Consider the following 16,206-nt stretch of genomic DNA (forward strand, 5'->3'; position numbering starts at 1 on the left):
GATCCAATAATAGCATGTATTCTGCCCTTTTTTACGATGTTTCCTTATTTTTGTTAGGTGCATAAAGTTAACACATACAGAAGTGTTTTAATAAGCTTGATTATTTTTTTCTACACGAATTTTGGGTATGCCCAATTAAGTTTTTGTAGTGGAAATTCAGGAGAACCAATTTACTTTGATGATTTTGGGTCAGGATCAGTGAATGGACCTGCGCTCCCAGTTGGAACAACTTCATACACTTATACCGATTCAGAGCCCAATGATGGATTTTACACCATTTCCAGCAACACCAATTGGTTCGATTGGCATGACACACAAGATCATACACCAGGTGACTTTAATGGAAGAAGTTTGATTGTCAATGCTGATTTTACCGCGGGAGAATTTTATAGAACGACAATTACAGATTTATGTGGAAGTACCACTTATCAGTTTTCGGCCTGGGTTATAAATCTTTTGCAACCAAACGGATTTTGTGAGTCTGGGATACCTATTAATGTCAAGTTTGAAATTTGGGATAGTACCGATTCTATCTTGCTGGCATCTGGAGATACCGGTGACATTGAAGAGACAAGTTCCCCGATTTGGGAAGAGTATGGTTTGGTTTTTCGGACAAGTATAGGTCAATCATCTGTTATTTTAAAGATGATCAATAATGGAAATGGAGGGTGTGGAAACGATTTAGCAATTGATGATATTGTTTTTAAAACCTGTGGTGATTATATATCAATTGCAGACAATTTTTCTAACACCAGTGTTTTATTGTGCAGTTCTGATACGCCATACAGTTCAACATTACAGGCAATTCCAGATTTTTCAGTTTTTGACACGCATTTTTATCAATGGCAACAAAGTAATGACGGAGTCAATTGGACTGATATTGCAGGAGAAACAAATGACACCTATCAAACACCACTTATTAATTCAACTACTTATTATCGTGTTATTGTGGCAGAAGATGCCATTAATTTAGCAAATGATTTGTGTAATGTGATTTCTGATGTTTTCACAATTGAAATAGTAACAAATCCAAATCCTCCTTTGAGTAATGGTGATATTATCGTTTGTGATGGAGAGTCTGAAACTTTATCAGTATCAGTTCCGAATGGCGAAACTGTGAATTGGTATGACAGCAGTAGTGCAGGTAACTTAATTGCGGAAGACGCCCTTACATTAGAAACTTCTGTTTCGGGGACATATTATGCAGAGGCTGTATCGGAAAATGGACTTTGTAGTTCAACATCAAGAACACCTGTAACTTATACCATTAGTTTGCCGCCAACAGTAATTGATGAAAGTTTAATTTTTTGTGAAGGTGAGAATATTACGTTGCATGCGAATGTCTTAAATGCTACTTATTTTTGGAACACTGGAGAAACATCAGAATCCATTATTGTAAATCAAGAAGGTAATTATACTGTAACTATAACTAATTCTGACGGATGTTCAAGTGTTAAAACATTCTCATTAAGTCAAATAAACTTACCTGTAATTGAAACTATTCGTTCGGAAGGGGATTCAATATTTATAACTATGCTAAATTCAGGAGATTATGAATATTCTTTAGATGGCAATAGCTATCAATCTAGTCCTGTTTTTACTAATATTCCTGGAGATTATTATAACATTCACGTTAGAGAATATAATGGTTGTGGTATTACAAATATGGTATATCTACATTTTAAAGTGCCGCTCTTTATGACGCCCAATGACGATGGTTTTAATGACACCTTTGATTTAAAAGGGATAGAATCATATCAATTCTCTGAAGTGTACATTTACGATAGATATGGAAAACTGTTGAAAAGTTCCAAAAACCAACCTTTCTCATGGGATGGAACATTCAATAACATAAAATTACCAACTGCTGATTATTGGTATTTAATAAAAATAGAAGACAAAGTTTTTCAAGGACACTTTACTCTTAAGCGTTAAGTTAGTCCTTAAAGATACCAACGTAAAGTTCACCTTTATCATTCATACTAGCCCTATACATGCCTGCTGTATTGAATTCCATAACTATATTTCCATATTTATCAACGGCAATGATACCACCATCACCACCGAGTTCAGGCACTTTTTTATGAATGACCTCTTTCGCGGCATCTTTTAAACTTAATCCTTTGTATTCCATTAAGGCTGAAATATCGTGGGCCACCATAGCGCGAATAAAAAATTCGCCCCAGCCTGTACTAGACACAGCACAGGAATTATTGTTTGCATAAGTTCCTGCGCCAATAATGGGTGCATCCCCAACACGCCCCCAACGTTTGTTGGTCATGCCTCCAGTAGATGTACCTGCGGCTAGATTACCATTTTTGTCAATAGCAACACAGCCAACAGTCCCAAATTTTGAATCATTGATGGTAGCATCATAAAAGGCAGTTTTATCATTTAACTGGTTTTGGGCCTCATGTTTTTTCACGCGTAGAAGCGATTGAAATCGATTCTCTGTGAAGAAGTAACTCGAGTCAACTTATTTCCAAACCCTGTTCTTGAGCAAATGTTTCAGCGCCTTTTCCGGTAAGCATCACATGTGGTGAATTTTCCATGACGGCACGAGCCAAATTGATAGGGTTCTTAACCGTTTTTGTTCCTGCAGAAGCACCAGCATTCAGGGTTTTACCTTCCATAATGGAAGCATCCAATTCATTGGTTTCAGCATTGGTAAATACAGCACCTTTTCCTGCATTGAAAAGAGGAGAGTCTTCTAATACATTAATTGTTTTTTCAACAGCATCCAGACTGCTGCCTCCATTTTTCAGGACATCATACCCAACACGAATGGCCTCTTCTAGTTTTGCCTGATAAGCTGATTCCATTTCTGATGTCATGTTTTCCTTCAGAATCGTACCAGCCCCTCCATGAATGGCTATTGAAAATTCAGCTTTACGAAGTTGTAATGTATCTGTTTTGGGATTGTTTTTTTGGGATATGGCTTTTAATTCTTCTTCATTTTTACAGTTAAGAAAGATGAAGCATAGAGATATTAAAAAGATGACATTTTTCATGAAAAAGATTAATTAAATGAGTGCATTAAAGTTACTAGTTTTAAGATTAGGGTCAGAGGCAAAAACAACAAATTATTAGTATCTTCGCATAAAAATTTAATAATTCTTAAAAAATAAACGTATATGGAAGCAGTTGCTACCGATTTTGGAATACAAAAGGCACTTGAACAGTTGGGTGTAAATGAAATTAATGAAGGAACATCGACAGGGTCAAATAATTTTTCTAATGGTGATATAATTGAGAGTTTTTCTCCTGTGGATGGAAAACTTATAGCTAAAGTTAAATCAACCACTAAAGAGGATTATGAAAAAGCCATGCAAGCAGCAACTTCAGCATTTAAAACTTGGAGGCTTATGCCTGCGCCACAACGTGGGGAGATTATACGCCAGTTTGGAGATAAATTACGCGAGAAAAAAGAGGCTTTAGGTAAACTCGTATCCTATGAAATGGGTAAGAGTTACCAAGAAGGGTTAGGTGAAGTACAGGAAATGATTGATATCTGTGATTTTGCAGTTGGGTTATCCCGTCAATTACATGGTTTGACCATGCATTCTGAAAGACCAGGGCACAGAATGTATGAGCAGTATCATCCACTTGGAGTTGTTGGAATCATTTCAGCATTTAATTTTCCAGTAGCTGTTTGGTCTTGGAATACGGCATTAGCTTGGATTTGTGGGGATGTATGTATTTGGAAACCAAGTGAAAAAGCACCACTTTGCGGTGTCGCTTGTCAAAATATTGCTGCTGAAGTTTTCAAGAATAACAATTTACCAGAGGGTATTTCCTGCTTGATTAATGGTGATTATAGAGTGGGTGAATTGATGACTAAAGACACTCGAGTACCTTTAGTATCAGCAACTGGGTCAACTAGAATGGGCAAAATTGTGGCACAAGAAGTTGCAGGACGTTTAGGTAAAAGTTTATTGGAGTTAGGTGGAAATAATGCTATTATCGTGACACCTGATGCGGATATTAAAATGACCGTTATTGGAGCTGTTTTTGGAGCCGTGGGAACTTGTGGCCAACGCTGTACTTCAACGAGACGTTTAATTATTCATGATTCTATATACGATAAAGTCAAAGACGCTATTGTGGATGCATACGGGCAATTACGCATAGGAAATCCATTGGACGAAAGCAATCATGTAGGGCCATTAATTGATACCGATGCCGTGGGCATGTACCAAAACGCTCTGACGCAAGTTGTTGAAGAAGGCGGAAATATTGTTGTTGAAGGTGGTGTGCTTTCAGGAGAAGGCTACGAAAGTGGATGTTATGTTAAGCCTGCCATTGCCGAAGCAGAACCTCATTTCAATATTGTACAGCACGAAACATTTGCACCAGTTTTATACTTATTGAAATATTCAGGTGACGTTGAAAATGCTATTGATATTCAGAATAATGTGGCTCAAGGCTTATCATCAGCTATTATGACGAATAATTTACGTGAAGCCGAGCGTTTTTTAAGTCATGCAGGTAGTGACTGTGGTATTGCAAATGTCAATATTGGGACATCAGGAGCTGAAATTGGAGGAGCCTTTGGAGGTGAAAAAGAAACTGGCGGTGGTCGTGAGTCTGGATCAGATGCTTGGAAAATTTACATGCGTCGTCAAACAAACACCATTAATTATACAACCGAATTGCCTCTGGCTCAAGGTATTAAATTTGACTTGTAAACATATTTTTCGATGATTATAAAAAGCCGTATTAATTTTAATGCGGCTTTTTTATTGAGCTTACCATTCAATTTTTCCATTTCTTTTAGTTTGGCATGTTTTTTTTTAATATCTTAATTGTCACTAACTTAAAACAACCATCTAATGAGCAACAAAACACAATATCTTCTGGGTATTTTGTTCACTATCATTTTAGGCTCAATTCTCTATTATTATTTCTGTTGTAAAGAATGTATGGCAAATGCCAATACAGATGAAACAGAAAAAATCATGGCAGAACCAGTTGACAACTCAACTAAAATGGCCTTTATAGTTAAGGATCAACAAGGAAGCCTTGATGTTGAACGAAACGAACATTTTAATTTTAAGGAATCGTATTTTACTATTCTAGAACCACTTTCCAATTCGGTCAATAATGCGGTAGTTGAAGTTAAGAATTATATGCTTCAGGATTCGTTAAAAATCCTTCATATTACAGGGTATTATAAGTCAAGTGAAACGAATAACTCGGCGTTCCCAAATTTAGGTTTAGCTCGAGCAAATGCCGTAAAGAACTATTTCGTTTCAACTGGAGTATCGTCTAAAAATATTGACACCTATGGCGAGCTTAATGACGATATGATTCCTGATAATGAATACATTTATTATGGGCCTATTGGATTTTCAATGTCTACCCATGATGCTGTTGATACATCACGGATGGAAGCCATTCAATCTTTAGGAGAAAGCATAAAGGAGAATCCATTGGTACTTTATTTTGAAACTGGTGCGTCAACCTTAAACTTAACAGCAGAGCAACGAGAAAAAGTAGCTAATATTTCAAGGTACATTGATAAAATTCACGAAGCACAGATACATGTTATAGGTCATACCGATAATACGGGTGATGCATTTAGTAATATGAAACTCGGTCAAAAACGAGCCGACTTTGTAAAACGCTATTTAATGGGCAATGCTATTTCTGAAAGTCAAATTGAAACCCTCTCTAAAGGTCAAGAAGAGCCTATCACAACTAACGCCACTGATGAAGGACGACAAAAAAACAGACGCGTTGTAGTAACAATTAACTAACAAAAAAAAGAAATTATGAATTGGTGTATTTTTATTCCATTAGCAGTTGGTGCCATATGCGCGCTACTAGGGTATTTATTAGGTAAACTTCTCAAAAAGGAAGCAAATAGTCAAGTTGATGTCGATGTTTGGAAAAATAAAGTAGCTAGGCTTGAGGCCGATTTGAAAGCTTGTCAGGCTTCTAAAGAAATAATTCCATTTAATGCTGCTGAAGCGGCAGCCATATTTGGTAAAAAAGTAAAAGAAAATGATTTAACGATTATTGAAGGTATTGGACCCAAAATAGCCGAATTATTTCACGATAAAAACATTGTGACCTGGAAAGCCCTATCTGAATGTAGTGTTGAAAAATGTCAAAGCGTATTGGATTTTGGAGGCGAACGTTTTAAGATCCATAATCCGGGCACTTGGCCAGAGCAGGCTAAAATGGCTTATGAAGGTCATTGGAAAAAACTATTTGATTGGCAGGAAGAACTTGATGGTGGTAGATAATTGACCTCAACAGTGATTTAAAAACCCATTACCCAAATGTAATGGGTTTGTTGTTTTTAATAATACGTTCTTGTAGGAATTGACAAATAAAAAAGCCTTGAATGAAGTAGAATCTACCGTCATGGTCAAGGCTGATTTGGATATTGATTAATAGCAATACAAAGGTAAATAAAATACTGCCGAAGAATTTGAATATTACATAATTGGTATGAAAAACCACATAGTTGGTACTGTTTTTTGTGTGACTTACATCATTAGCTATATTTAACTTTTCTCAAAATTCTGATAGTTTGTTTGTATAGTTGATAAACATCGGAATTATATGCTTTTAATAGAGGCTTAATTTCTGTTAATTTCTCGATAGCTATATCAAAACCATTTAAATAACAAATAAGGTAAGTAGCAGGAAGATTATTCAAATCGTTTATTTCCCGTTTTGTTAGTGAGAGCCCTTTATTTAATTTTTCCAGAATGGCGTTATTGGCATTAAAAATATGATGCAATATTTTTCTATCAAATTGTGGTGGCTCGAATATCAATGTGGTGTCTATACTGTAATTGACATTTTCAAAAAAACTGATAATGGTTTCTTCTAAAGGATAATATTTGAATGAATCCTGTAGGCCAAGTTTAACATATTCAACGATTTTAAAAGTATTATCGTCATAATAAATGGACACCTCATCAAGAGCCGAGTAAAACAGCCTTACTTGTTCATTAATAAGTTCAATATCCACACGGGAATAAAAGGTTTCGTTTTTTACTTGTTTTTTCTGACCAGCCCAACACATCACAAAAAACTCTTTAAAGACTTTATAGTGTGGCTCATAATCTTTTCGGGTTTGCATAAAATCGAAAACACCATCAAGAGTATGCTCAATATTATTTTGTGCATGAGTTTCAATGGCAGCAACAATTTTGGAATTAACATCCTTGATCTCTATGTCAAAGACTTTAGGCATACTTATACTGCCATCCCTGAAAAACACGGATCCGCCATAGTATTTCCAAATATTTTTACGCAACGAAGTAATTTTATCGTTTGGTCTAATAGTTACCAATCCTACAACCTTGTTATCTGGTAAATGTGGGAAAGAAATATTTTCATATTGGACTATAGGAGGATTGGTTAAATAAGCATTGATGAGGTTTTGAATTTTACTGTCATCAAAAAAATCAACTCCTATAATTTTATTGTCCTCATCTTCTACACCAATAACAATGTAGGAATTGTTTTTTGGGTTGCTATTGGAAAGGGCACAAATATGTTTTAAAAATTTGGCTTTGCCTTCCTTAAAACCGATATCAATTTTACGCTTTTTGTCATAAAAACTATTCTCATCGTTGTGAGCTAATAAGTTTTTAATAAGTAAGCGTTTATTGATCATGGCAAATTCTTACTAAATAGAGGTGTTTTCAAAAATCACATTTCTTTTTTAACAATAGTACTGCTCGCTTGTGCGGTGCAAAACATTAAAACATCGGCAATATTTACGTGTGCAGGTCTAGAAACGGCGAAATAAATAACATCTGCTACGTCTTCAGGCTGCAATGCTTTGTAGCCTTTATAGACGTCATCTGCTTTAGCATCTCCCTTAAAACGAACTTTAGAAAACTCCGTTTCAACCAACCCTGGATTGATAGCAGACACTTTGATACCATAAGGGTTCAAATCTATTCGCATACCTTCGGTTATAGCCAAAACAGCATGTTTACTAGCGCAATACACATTCCCTTTTGGATAGACTTCTTTTCCAGCCGATGAACCAATATTGATAATATGCCCAGTTTGTCTTTCAATCATTTGAGGCATTATGGCTTTACTGACGTATAACAAACCTTTTACATTAATGTCCATCATGGCATCCCAGTCGGATATATCACCATCTTGAATGGGATCCAGACCATGTGCATTACCTGCATTGTTTATCAAAATATCAATATTCTTAAAAGTTTCGGGAATTGAATTAATGGCCTTTATGGTAGCCTCTCTATCTCTAACATCAAAATTTAGAGTGTAAACGGCTACTTTTTCTTGTAAGGTTTTTGCAATGTCATCCAATCGGTCTTGGCGTCTTCCGCAGAGCACCAGATTTATACCTTGTTCGGCGAATTTATAAGTAGTGGCGCGTCCAATACCACTTGTTGCGCCTGTTATCAAAGCTGTTTTGTTAGTCATTTGTTTTTAATTTTAGGGGACTTTATGCCCTTGTGAAGCCACCAATAGTTTAAACCAATCTTCTAATTCCAAATCAATATTTCCCGCTTTACCAGCATTAGCAATACGCTCTTTATTGGTCGTACCAATGACTGGAGAAATATTTGATGGATGTCTTAAAATCCAATTAAGCAAGAGTTGATCTTTAGTTGCCCCATATTTTTCACATAATCTATTTAGTTCTTGTTGTATCCTATCAACTTGTTCATCATTATTTTTAAAAACAGAACCCAAAGGAGACCAAGCCATAGGCTTGATATTGTTAACCATCATATAATCCAAAGTGCCATCATGCATTCCTTGATGCGATGTCAGGGAGAATTCAATTTGATTAACGTCTATTTTATGATGTTTAGAAACGAGTTCCATTTGACTTGATGTAAAATTGGAAACACCAAAATCACGAATCTTCCCCGATGATTTTAATATAGAAACAGCTTCTGCTATTTCTTCCGGATCCATTAGTGGGCTAGGTCTATGAAGTAATAACAAGTCGAGGTAGTCCGTTTTTAAGTTTTGTAAGGAAGTGTCAACAGACCAGATTATATAATCTTTGCTGTAATCGTAATGTTTAACAGTGTTTTTTCTGTTATTGCTCAAGTATTGAATACCACATTTAGAAATTAACTGAATGTGTTCTCTCCGAATTCCAGAGTCTTTAAAAGCCTGACCAAAGTCTGCTTCAGTGGTGTAAGCACCATAAATATCAGCATGATCAAATGTGGTAATTTGCTGTTCTATACAATGATGCATTAATTCCACCATGGTGTTTTTGGTAAGTTGTTTTCCCCAACTTCCCCAAGTCATAGTTCCTGCAATGATTTTAGAGTAAGGCATAATAGGTTAAAATTCACCATAAATGTACTTATAACAACTTGAAAAATAGAATGCATTCTTAAATAATTAGTATTTAACAAAAAATTAGTATTCTTTACCAGCGTGATTTAAATATCGGTTTTTCAGGTTGTTATATTGTATACGCTGTATGTTTTAGGTTAGAAGGTATGTGATAAAAATATGAGCAACATCTGAATAAGACCTTGAAGCCGTAAATAATATTGAACCAAAATATTTAATATATATGATTACGTTAAAACAGTTTAAGTTAGCAATACTTTCAATTTTTGCAATAACATTATTTAATTGTAGTAGTGATGAAGACACATCCTCTAATCAAGGAACATCAACTATTTCGGTTAAAATGATGGATAGACCAGGTGATTACGAACACGTTTTTGTTGAAGTTGTTGATGTAATGGTCAAAGTTAATGATGCTAGTGAAGATGATAACTGGACAAGTTTGGAAGCGATAAACACCGGAGTATATGATTTGTTGGAATTGACAGGAGGCATCAATGTTTTGTTAGTTGATGATTTTGTTGTACCATCCGGGACATTAAACCAAATACGTTTGGTATTGGGTGATGACAATTCGGTTGTTATTGATGGTGAAACCTTTCCTCTAAATACGCCAAGTGCCCAACAATCAGGATTAAAAATTCAAGTCAATGAAACATTGGCACCAAATATAGCTTACACATTCTTGTTGGATTTTGATGTTGATGAATCTATTGTAGAGGCAGGCAATTCGGGTAATATTAATTTACGACCCGTTATAAGAGCTAGTGTTGAAGCCAATACTGGGGCAATAAGCGGAAGCATAACACCTATTGAAGTTCAAACAGAAATTACTGCAACAAATGGTATGGATACCGTTTCAGCCTATGCCGACGTTGATGGGAATTTTGTCTTGGTGGGTTTGCCTCAAGGGGCTTACACAGTAACGATAACTCCAGATCCTTTATCAGGATTACCAATCCAGGTTTTAGATAATGTAGAAGTTGCCGTTGGAGCAACCACAGAATTAGGAATTATTCCATTAGAGTAAAAATCAATTTTTTGACTTAAGAGCAGCACTATTCAGTGCTGCTCTTGTTTTTTTAACCAATTGTTAACAGCATGGAAGCAAAAATTTTAACAATTTAGCCGTGCTAAAATAAACCCTTATCAGAATAGCATTATAAAACTTAAAAACATGATGGAAGAAACGAGTACAATTGATATTAAGGCAATTAATGAGAAAATAGAGAAAGAAAGTGCTTTTGTTGATTTACTAACGTTGGAAATGAACAAGGTCATTGTTGGTCAAAAGCACATGGTGGAACGCCTGCTTATTGGCCTATTGGGGCAAGGGCATATTTTATTGGAAGGTGTTCCTGGACTAGCTAAAACGTTAGCTATCAACACGCTATCGCAAGCAGTTGACGGTTCATTCAGCAGAATTCAGTTCACACCAGATTTGCTTCCTGCCGATGTTGTGGGAACCTTAATTTATAATATTAAGCAGAACGATTTCACAATTAAGAAAGGACCTATATTTGCCAATTTTGTACTGGCAGATGAGATCAATAGAGCACCAGCTAAAGTACAATCTGCTTTGTTGGAAGCCATGCAAGAAAAACAGGTGACCATTGGTGATGAGACTTTTGTTTTAGACAAACCATTTTTAGTTATGGCTACCCAAAACCCTGTTGAGCAAGAGGGAACTTACCCGTTACCTGAAGCACAAGTTGACCGATTTATGTTAAAAACGGTTATCGATTATCCAAAGCAGGATGAAGAGCAATTAATTATCAGAGCCAATCTAAAAGGGGCTTTTGAAAAAGTAAACCCGGTTGTTTCTATTACACAAATCTTGAATGCTCAAAAAGCAGTACGTGAAGTCTATATGGACGAAAAGATTGAAAAATATATTCTCGATATCGTTTTTGCAACTAGATACCCTGAAAAATATAAGCTTTCAGATTTAAAACCATTAATATCATTTGGGGCGTCGCCTCGTGGTAGCATAAACTTGGCAAATGCTGCTAAATGTTATGCATTTATTAAGCGCAGAGGCTATGTGATTCCCGAAGATGTCCGCGCCGTAGTACACGATGTGTTGAGGCACAGAATTGGAATTACCTACGAAGCTGAAGCTGAAAATGTCACATCTGAAGATATCATCAATAAGATTGTAAACGAGATTGAAGTACCATAAGATTTAAGGTTTAAGAAAGGCGAATACTGATTTAAGAAATCGTAGATCAAAAATCTATAATCGTAAATTGAAAGATGGATACTAAAGAGCTACTAAAGAAAGTACGGAAAATAGAGATCAAGACACGTCGTTTGTCTGATCATATTTTTGGAGGAGAGTACCACTCCACCTTTAAAGGGCGTGGTATGACTTTTTCTGAAGTTCGACAGTATCAATATGGTGATGATGTTCGAAATATAGATTGGAATGTTACAGCCAGAACCAATGAGCCACACATAAAAGTTTTTGAGGAAGAGCGCGAACTCACCATGATGCTGATGGTTGATGTTTCGGGTTCTGAATTTTTTGGGACAGCTTCACAATTCAAAAATGAGGTAGTTACCGAAATTGCAGCTACGTTAGCTTTTTCAGCAACACAAAACAATGACAAGATTGGATTAATCTTGTTTTCTGATGAGATAGAACTTTATATTCCTCCCAAAAAGGGACGCTCTCATGTGTTACGAATTATTCGAGAACTTATAGAGTTTGAGCCTAAAAGCAAGCAAACTAACATTGCCGAAGCGTTAAAGTTTCTATCAAACGTTATGAAAAAGAAGGCTATTGTTTTTGTGCTATCCGATTTTATAGCGGATGATTATCAGCACACCTTGAAAATAGCATCTGGACGCCATGATGTTACTGGAATACGAGTTTATGATAAGCATGAAGAGTCTATTCCAAATTTAGGCATGGTTCAAATGCAAGACGAAGAAACTGGTGAGTATATGTTGGTCAATACGGCTTCAAAAAAAGTTCGCATGAATTATGGCAGATACTACAGTGAGAAAGTGGACTATTTTAAAGATAGCTTTTCAAAATCAGGTGCCGGAACTATTGATTGCCGAGTAGATGAAAGCTATGTAAAAAAATTATTGGGTTATTTCAAAAGACGCGGATAAGAGTAGATGATGAGTTACGAATTGAAAAATACAATTTTAAAAAGGAAACAATTAAGACGTGTTGTCTGTACTCTTTGCTGTTTTCTGTTTTCTGTTGTTTCCTTTAGTCAAGTCAAGTCATCTATCGATACAACCAACATCAAAATTGGCGAACAAATAACCTATAAAATTGAGGTAGATAGTGATTCTACTAATCTAGTTGTATTTCCCGAAGGACAGACCTTCATGCCTCTAGAAGTTATCGATTCTTACGACATTGATACAACCAAACTTGACGCTAAAATCAATTTAATCAAAAAATACGGATTGACGCAATTCGATTCAGGGGCCTACACCATTCCAAGACAAAAAATAGTCATTGGAGACAAAACGTTTTTTACAGACTCGTTAAGAGTTACAGTCAACAATATTATTGTTGATACTACCAAACAAGGATTATACGGCATCAAACCCATTATTCAGGTTGAAAAAGGTAAAAGCAATTGGTTTCGAAATCTATTAATTGTTTTAATTGCCATTGGGATAATAGCCTTTTTGATTTATTGGTTTGTTTGGCGTAAAAAACCATTAACCGAAGAAGAAAAAATTGCCTTATTGCCACCTTACGATAGAGCCAAGCTAGCCTTAAAACAGTTAGATGAAAGCAATTATCTGGAACAAGATGAATTCAAAGCCTATTATTCTGAATTGACATTGGCCATCAGAAAATATTTGGACGAAAAAGTTTATGACCATGCGTTAGAAAGCACAACCGATGAATTAATTTCTAGACTAAAGCTTTTGAAAGATGGTAATCAAATAGATTTGAGCCAAGAAACCATCAAAAATTTGGAGAGTATTTTTAAACGTGCAGATTTGGTAAAGTTTGCAAAATCAGTTCCAGACAAGGAATTGGCCAAGTTAGACAGAAATACTATTGATGTAGAGATTGATCATGTAAAAGAGGTGTTGCCGGAGCCTAGTGAGGAAGAAAAATTACTGAATCAACAGTATAAAGAAGCTCAAGAACGAAAGAGAAAGCGACGAAAGATGGTTATTACCATCCTTATAATTATTGGACTTTTGGCGGCAACTTTTGTTGGATTTGGTATCAAGTATGGTTTTAAATATGTTACAGACAAACTATTAAGTAACGACAGTTTGGAATTGTTGGAAGGTGAATGGGTCAATAGTGCTTATGGAGTTCCGCCAATTACCATTTCAACACCTCAAGTTTTAAAACGAATTGAAGTTGATAGTCTCAATATTGTTGCTGGGCCAGTTAATTTTACAGAGTTTAAATATGGTGACGTTTTAGATGACTTAAGCATCAGCTTAACAACAGCGATCATAAAAGATCACAAAGCTGATGAACCTATTGATTTGGCTCAGGTTTCAGAAAAGGCCATTGAAGAGTTAGAAAAAAGTGGTATTGAAAACATTTTTGTGAAAACCGATAAGTTCGTAACACCAAACAGTGCCGAGGGTTTAAAAACTTTTGGTTCGGCTAGTTTTCCTTATCCAAATTCAGATAAGTTTGTTGATGGGGAATATGTCCTATTACATTTTACAGCCGAGAACATCATTCAGCAAATCGCTATTACCTATCATAGTGGCGATGAATATGCCGAAGAAATTGTAGCAAGAATTTTAAATTCAGTTGAACTTAAACCAGCAGCAGAATGATATTTGAAGGAATTGAGTTTTTGAATAAAGAGTTCTTTTGGTTGCTATTAATACTGCCAGTAGCAATCCTTTGGTATATTTTCAAGTTTCAAAAGCAAACGGCTGAATTAAAAATATCAAGTCTTAAAGGGTTTAAGGCCACACCTTCTATTTTACCAAAGTTCAGACACGTTTTGTTTCTAATGCGTTTATTAGCCTTGGCTGCCTTAATTACAGCTTTGGCAAGACCAAGAACGGTTGATGTGAGCACCAAAACCAAAACCACTAGAGGTATCGATATTGTGATGGCCATTGACGTTTCTGCCAGTATGTTGGCAAGGGATTTAAAACCCAATAGGCTGGAAGCCTTAAAAGAGGTTGCTTCAGAATTTATTAAAGGAAGGCCTAATGACAGAATTGGTCTTGTGGAATATGCTGGAGAAAGTTATACCAAAACACCTATTACAAGTGACAAAGCCATTGTCCTGCGATCATTGGACGATATAAAGTACAATACCATTATTGAAGGCGGAACGGCTATTGGCATGGGATTGGCGACATCTGTTAATCGTTTGAAAGACAGTAAGGCTAAAAGTAAAGTAATTATCCTTTTGACAGATGGTGTCAATAATACAGGATTCATAGACCCTAAAATTGCAAGCGAATTAGCCGTTGAATATGGTATAAAAACCTATACTATTGGCTTGGGAACAAATGGTATGGCCTTGTCTCCCATAGGGATTAAACCTAATGGACAGTTTCAGTATGGACGTGTTCAGGTTGAAATTGACGAAGAGTTATTAAAAGAAATAGCAACTGCAACAGGAGGCAAGTATTTTAGAGCGACAGATAATAAAAAACTGGCTGAAATTTATGATGAAATCAACAAATTAGAGAAAACTGAAATTGAGGAATTCAAGTTTTATAATTACGAGGAAAAATTCAGACCACTTGTCATTTTAGCTGGGCTGTTGTTGGCTCTTGAATTATTGTTACGAGTGACTATTTTCAGAAGTTTTGTATAAAGGATGTATCAATTAGAAGAAAAAATATGGTTTTGGATTTTAGCAGCGATACCTGTAATATGGCTGTTTTATACGATACTCCATATTTGGAAAAAACGTGTGCAAAACAAATTTGCTGACAAATCCCTTTTAAAAAGATTAAGCCCAAATCAATCTGTTTTTAAAACCGTATTGAAGCTTGTTGTTGTGAGTTTAGCTATTGGAGCCATGGCATTGGCGTTGGTAAATCCGAAAATAGGAACCAAGTTAGAAACAGTTAAAAGAGAAGGGGTTGATATTGTTTTTGCGGTTGATGTTTCCAAAAGTATGTTAGCTGAAGATATTGCGCCCAACCGATTGGAAAAATCTAAACAACTGGTTACCCAAATCATTAATAATCTAGCGAGTGACCGTGTTGGAATCATTGCCTATGCTGGCAAGGCATTTCCGCAGTTACCTATTACAACAGATTATGCTTCGGCTAAAATGTTCTTACAAAGCATGAATACCGATATGTTATCTTCTCAAGGAACAGCCATAAACGAGGCTATTGAATTAGCAAAAACGTATTATGATGATGAAGAACAGACCAATCGTGTGTTGATCATCATTTCAGATGGTGAAGACCACAGTGATGTATCTGCAAACATAGCGGAAGAAGCCAGTGAAGAAGGTATTAGAATATTCACTATTGGTGTTGGAGATGAAAAAGGAGGTCCCATACCTATCAAAAGAAATGGTGTAGTATTAAACTACAAGAAAGATCAAAATGGCGAAACCGTCATCACCAAGTTGAATGAAAAAACCTTGATGGACATCGCCGAAGAAGCCAATGGCGTTTACATAAATGGCCGAAATACAAATGAAGTCGTGGAATCCATCAGGGATATTTTGAACAGTATGGACAAAAAGGAGTTTGAGGCCAAGCAATTTGCAGATTTTAAGGATCAATTTCAATGGTTTTTAGGATTGGCAATATTCTTGTTGTTTATGGATATTTTCCTATTGGAACGAAAAACAGCATGGTTAAAGAAATTGAACTTATTTAATGAAAATCTGTGATAATGGAATTTTATAAATTTTTTAACTCACTAAAAACCAGTTGTTT

General features: G+C 35.8%; 13 protein-coding genes and 1 pseudogene. 10 read left to right on the forward strand and 4 right to left on the reverse strand.

Translation table 11 applies throughout. The annotated features are described in order from the left end of the window. The first annotated feature begins 96 nt into the window (after nucleotides 1–96). On the forward strand, nucleotides 97–1,935 hold the full coding sequence (locus C1T31_RS01780; protein WP_123912614.1) for a T9SS type B sorting domain-containing protein: 1,839 nt from the start codon (nucleotides 97–99) through the stop codon (nucleotides 1,933–1,935). Nucleotide 1,936: 1 nt separating this feature from the next. On the opposite strand, the pseudogene C1T31_RS01785 reads toward C1T31_RS01780, so the two are convergent. Beyond that, nucleotides 1,937–3,011: pseudogene (locus C1T31_RS01785) on the reverse strand (isoaspartyl peptidase/L-asparaginase family protein). A 123-nt stretch (nucleotides 3,012–3,134) separates the two neighbouring features. On the opposite strand from C1T31_RS01785, the gene amaB reads away from it, so the two are divergent. The 3 genes from amaB to C1T31_RS01800 all read left to right on the forward strand — a co-directional run bounded on the left by amaB (nucleotide 3,135) and on the right by C1T31_RS01800 (nucleotide 6,251). Beyond that, entirely contained in the window at nucleotides 3,135–4,688 is a 1,554-nt protein-coding gene (amaB, locus tag C1T31_RS01790) for an L-piperidine-6-carboxylate dehydrogenase (RefSeq protein ID WP_103050742.1), read from the forward strand. Between the two features lie 144 nt (nucleotides 4,689–4,832). Then, nucleotides 4,833–5,759, forward strand: a complete 927-nt coding sequence (locus C1T31_RS01795) for an OmpA family protein (RefSeq protein WP_103050743.1) — start codon at nucleotides 4,833–4,835, stop codon at nucleotides 5,757–5,759. 15 nt (nucleotides 5,760–5,774) lie between these two features. Continuing rightward, the gene (locus C1T31_RS01800; RefSeq protein ID WP_103050744.1) at nucleotides 5,775–6,251 is read left to right on the forward strand and encodes a hypothetical protein; all 477 of its coding nucleotides are present in this window, start codon (nucleotides 5,775–5,777) and stop codon (nucleotides 6,249–6,251) included. A gap of 254 nt (nucleotides 6,252–6,505) precedes the next feature. Here the strand turns inward: C1T31_RS01800 and C1T31_RS01805 are convergent, their stop codons facing one another. Genes C1T31_RS01805 through C1T31_RS01815 form a run of 3 tightly spaced genes read right to left on the reverse strand, consistent with a single transcriptional unit; the run spans nucleotide 6,506 to nucleotide 9,306 of the window. Beyond that, nucleotides 6,506–7,639 (reverse strand): ATP-binding protein, encoded by a 1,134-nt coding sequence (locus C1T31_RS01805; protein ID WP_103050745.1) that lies wholly within the window; start codon nucleotides 7,637–7,639, stop codon nucleotides 6,506–6,508. Nucleotides 7,640–7,674: 35 nt separating this feature from the next. After that, a complete protein-coding gene (locus C1T31_RS01810; protein WP_103050746.1) occupies nucleotides 7,675–8,430 on the reverse strand; it encodes an SDR family NAD(P)-dependent oxidoreductase in 756 nt (251 codons plus the stop codon). Nucleotides 8,431–8,442: 12 nt separating this feature from the next. Continuing rightward, entirely contained in the window at nucleotides 8,443–9,306 is an 864-nt protein-coding gene (locus C1T31_RS01815; RefSeq protein ID WP_103050747.1) for an aldo/keto reductase, read from the reverse strand. A gap of 244 nt (nucleotides 9,307–9,550) precedes the next feature. Here C1T31_RS01815 and C1T31_RS01820 point away from each other — a divergent pair, with 244 nt between their 5' ends. The 6 genes from C1T31_RS01820 (at nucleotide 9,551) to C1T31_RS01845 (ending at nucleotide 16,160) form a co-directional block, all read left to right on the forward strand. Next, complete coding sequence (locus C1T31_RS01820; protein ID WP_103050748.1) at nucleotides 9,551–10,357, forward strand: DUF4382 domain-containing protein; 807 nt, start codon at nucleotides 9,551–9,553, stop codon at nucleotides 10,355–10,357. A gap of 150 nt (nucleotides 10,358–10,507) precedes the next feature. Further along, nucleotides 10,508–11,509, forward strand: a complete 1,002-nt coding sequence (locus tag C1T31_RS01825; protein ID WP_103051290.1) for an AAA family ATPase — start codon at nucleotides 10,508–10,510, stop codon at nucleotides 11,507–11,509. A gap of 74 nt (nucleotides 11,510–11,583) precedes the next feature. Continuing rightward, nucleotides 11,584–12,450, forward strand: a complete 867-nt coding sequence (locus tag C1T31_RS01830) for a DUF58 domain-containing protein (protein WP_103050749.1) — start codon at nucleotides 11,584–11,586, stop codon at nucleotides 12,448–12,450. Nucleotides 12,451–12,459: 9 nt separating this feature from the next. Further along, complete coding sequence (locus C1T31_RS01835; protein ID WP_103051291.1) at nucleotides 12,460–14,115, forward strand: BatD family protein; 1,656 nt, start codon at nucleotides 12,460–12,462, stop codon at nucleotides 14,113–14,115. Continuing rightward, nucleotides 14,112–15,119, forward strand: a complete 1,008-nt coding sequence (locus C1T31_RS01840; RefSeq protein WP_394338497.1) for a vWA domain-containing protein — start codon at nucleotides 14,112–14,114, stop codon at nucleotides 15,117–15,119. Before C1T31_RS01835 ends, C1T31_RS01840 begins: the two co-directional genes overlap by 4 nt. A 3-nt stretch (nucleotides 15,120–15,122) precedes the next feature. Continuing rightward, nucleotides 15,123–16,160, forward strand: a complete 1,038-nt coding sequence (locus C1T31_RS01845; RefSeq protein WP_103050750.1) for a vWA domain-containing protein — start codon at nucleotides 15,123–15,125, stop codon at nucleotides 16,158–16,160. Nucleotides 16,161–16,206: the final 46 nt, after the last annotated feature.

Source organism: Hanstruepera neustonica (assembly GCF_002895005.1).
In the GTDB taxonomy this organism is placed as follows: Bacteria; Bacteroidota; Bacteroidia; order Flavobacteriales; family Flavobacteriaceae; genus Hanstruepera; species Hanstruepera neustonica.

Bases quoted from the DNA above. Each gene is read 5' to 3' on its own strand.
- amaB (WP_103050742.1), top strand. From the start codon at position 3,135: ATGGAAGCAGTTGCTACCGATTTTGGAATACAAAAGGCACTTGAACAG.
- C1T31_RS01795 (WP_103050743.1), top strand. From the start codon at position 4,833: ATGAGCAACAAAACACAATATCTTCTGGGTATTTTGTTCACTATCATT.
- C1T31_RS01800 (WP_103050744.1), top strand. From the start codon at position 5,775: ATGAATTGGTGTATTTTTATTCCATTAGCAGTTGGTGCCATATGCGCG.
- C1T31_RS01805 (WP_103050745.1), bottom strand. From the start codon at position 7,639: ATGATCAATAAACGCTTACTTATTAAAAACTTATTAGCTCACAACGAT.
- C1T31_RS01810 (WP_103050746.1), bottom strand. From the start codon at position 8,430: ATGACTAACAAAACAGCTTTGATAACAGGCGCAACAAGTGGTATTGGA.
- C1T31_RS01815 (WP_103050747.1), bottom strand. From the start codon at position 9,306: ATGCCTTACTCTAAAATCATTGCAGGAACTATGACTTGGGGAAGTTGG.
- C1T31_RS01820 (WP_103050748.1), top strand. From the start codon at position 9,551: ATGATTACGTTAAAACAGTTTAAGTTAGCAATACTTTCAATTTTTGCA.
- C1T31_RS01825 (WP_103051290.1), top strand. From the start codon at position 10,508: ATGGAAGAAACGAGTACAATTGATATTAAGGCAATTAATGAGAAAATA.
- C1T31_RS01830 (WP_103050749.1), top strand. From the start codon at position 11,584: ATGGATACTAAAGAGCTACTAAAGAAAGTACGGAAAATAGAGATCAAG.
- C1T31_RS01835 (WP_103051291.1), top strand. From the start codon at position 12,460: ATGAGTTACGAATTGAAAAATACAATTTTAAAAAGGAAACAATTAAGA.
- C1T31_RS01840 (WP_394338497.1), top strand. From the start codon at position 14,112: ATGATATTTGAAGGAATTGAGTTTTTGAATAAAGAGTTCTTTTGGTTG.
- C1T31_RS01845 (WP_103050750.1), top strand. From the start codon at position 15,123: ATGTATCAATTAGAAGAAAAAATATGGTTTTGGATTTTAGCAGCGATA.